The sequence below is a fragment of the Methylobacterium sp. WL116 genome, from assembly GCF_008039455.1.
GTDB lineage: Bacteria > Pseudomonadota > Alphaproteobacteria > Rhizobiales > Beijerinckiaceae > Methylobacterium.
The window spans coordinates 1-1760 of the sequence record NZ_VRUV01000728.1 but is presented as its reverse complement, the minus strand read 5'-3'; the positions used below and the strand labels follow the sequence as shown (position 1 = coordinate 1760).

Below are 1760 nucleotides of genomic sequence, written 5' to 3'. Positions count from 1 at the left end.
GCCCTGTTCGAGCTGCGCCGCGAGCCCGACGGCCGCCTCGCCTTCCGCGGCCAGGCCTGCGCGACGGCCCTGGTGCAACGCGGCGAGGCCGGCGCGTCCGAAGCCGATGAGTTTCGCGCCTCGCGCTTCCGCGTCGATCGCTTTGCCGGAACCGGGATCGCCGTGACCGAGGCCTGAGCGGCCGCTCGGGCCGCCCCGCGCCGCACCATCCGGCGCGGCGGTGCCGCGTGCCCGCCCGGCGCATCCCTCGACCGCGCATCATCGCCCGTGAAACGAAACCGTTCCGAAAGCTCAGCGTCGCCAGGGTCTTGGCCGATCGTGCCCGCGCCTGTGCCCGGTACGATCGATGGCGCCGGCCGCGCGGTTCATCGGACGCTCATCGAAAGGGTTTATTTTCGCATCTGCAAAGGGCGCCGGCGAACCAAACCGTTGGCGGAGGGTTTAAAGCTCAGCTCTCTTCCCAAGTGGCCTGCGATGGGGTAGCTCTCGATCTTATGGGTGCGCTGCAACAAGTGCTCGTCGTCGACGATGGTGTCCGTGCCATCGATCACTCCCTGGCCGGAGAATTGGCCGAGCTCGGCTATGCCAGCGTCACCGTCTCCCTCGAGGCGGCGGCGGACGTGCTGGCGGTGATCGCCCGGCCTGCCGCCATCCTGCTCCAGACCTCGTCGCGTCGCGATTCGAGCTATGCCCGCCTCGCAGCCCGGCTTCGTGCGCAGGTCCGCGACCAGGGCATCCCGGTCCTGGTGATCGACGGCGCGAAGGGGCGCCGCGCGGGCGCGCCGATCGACCTGATGAGCCGCATCGGCCCCTACGTCGTCAACGAACCCGACCTCTAGGCATCGCCCGGCCCGGGCGCCGATCCGCTACGAATGGATCGGCGCGTCGTGCTTGTGGAACGCCTTGAGACGGCGGAACAGCGCCGTGTCGTAGTTTCCCGGCACCTGTTCCTCCCCGACGAGCCAGCGGAACAGGTCGCGGTCCGGCACCTCGATCAGGCCCTCGAACAGATCGAGATCCGCATCGCTCATGCTGCCGATCTCGGCGTCGGCGAAGCGCCCCATGATCAGGTCCATCTCGCGGATGCCCCGGTGCCAGGCGCGGAACAGCGTGCGGCGGCGGCGGGGATCGAGATCCGCGCTGGTGCGGGTGGTGCCGGACATCGTGAGGGCCTTCGGATCGCTGGAGACAACCCGTGATCCGAGGATCACGGGACGAAAGGCTCAGACCAGGCCCGCGAAGGCGGTCTCGGACCACGCCGCGGACGGCCCGGGCGGGGCCGGGACGGGATCGCGCGGGCCGACCGGCGGCTTGTGCCCGCGCTGGCCCTTGGCGACCCGGGTGCCGCGGTCCGGCTTGGCCGGGCCGCCGACCGCATCGAACTCGAACAGCAGCCGGTTCCCGCGCGCGTCGCTGATCCATCCGTCGGAGAACCAGCCGACGAAGCGGCCCGAATAGGCGAAGACCTTGTCGTCGTCGATGATCGCCGCGGGCCGCCCATCCCAGTGGTAGACCGCCCGGCCGTCGTCGCAGAAGGCGGATGGACGTCCCTCCCGGTCGAAAAACTCGATCATCGCCTTGGCTCCCGCCGCCGGCCGCGCCGAGCGCCGCCACCGTCCGTATCTAAGCCATCGCGGCCGACCTGCCAGCCGGCCGCATCCGGGCGCCGGGCACAGGATCCTCCGATCCGCCGATCACGGGAGGGCGACGCGGCGCGCCAGCGTCGCCCTCCCGTGATCGGCGGATCGGAGGATCCTGTG

3 protein-coding genes are annotated in these 1760 nt (G+C 70.7%); 1 reads left to right on the top strand and 2 read right to left on the bottom strand.

Annotation, left to right across the window (positions count from 1 at the left end; all coding sequences use genetic code 11):
* The first annotated feature begins 494 nt into the window (after positions 1 to 494).
* A complete protein-coding gene (locus FV223_RS26715) occupies positions 495 to 839 on the top strand; it encodes a hypothetical protein (RefSeq protein WP_147729746.1) in 345 nt (114 codons plus the stop codon).
* Positions 840 to 866: 27 nt separating this feature from the next.
* On the opposite strand, the gene FV223_RS26710 is transcribed toward FV223_RS26715, so the two are convergent.
* Complete coding sequence (locus FV223_RS26710) at positions 867 to 1163, bottom strand: succinate dehydrogenase assembly factor 2 (RefSeq protein WP_147729745.1); 297 nt, start codon at positions 1161 to 1163, stop codon at positions 867 to 869.
* 60 nt (positions 1164 to 1223) lie between these two features.
* Entirely contained in the window at positions 1224 to 1574 is a 351-nt protein-coding gene (locus FV223_RS26705) for a 4-fold beta flower protein (protein WP_147729744.1), read from the bottom strand.
* Positions 1575 to 1760: the final 186 nt, after the last annotated feature.

Coding starts and splice junctions, on each gene's coding strand:
- FV223_RS26705 (WP_147729744.1), bottom strand. CDS start 1,574: ATGATCGAGTTTTTCGACCGGGAGGGACGTCCATCCGCCTTCTGCGAC.
- FV223_RS26710 (WP_147729745.1), bottom strand. CDS start 1,163: ATGTCCGGCACCACCCGCACCAGCGCGGATCTCGATCCCCGCCGCCGC.
- FV223_RS26715 (WP_147729746.1), top strand. CDS start 495: ATGGGTGCGCTGCAACAAGTGCTCGTCGTCGACGATGGTGTCCGTGCC.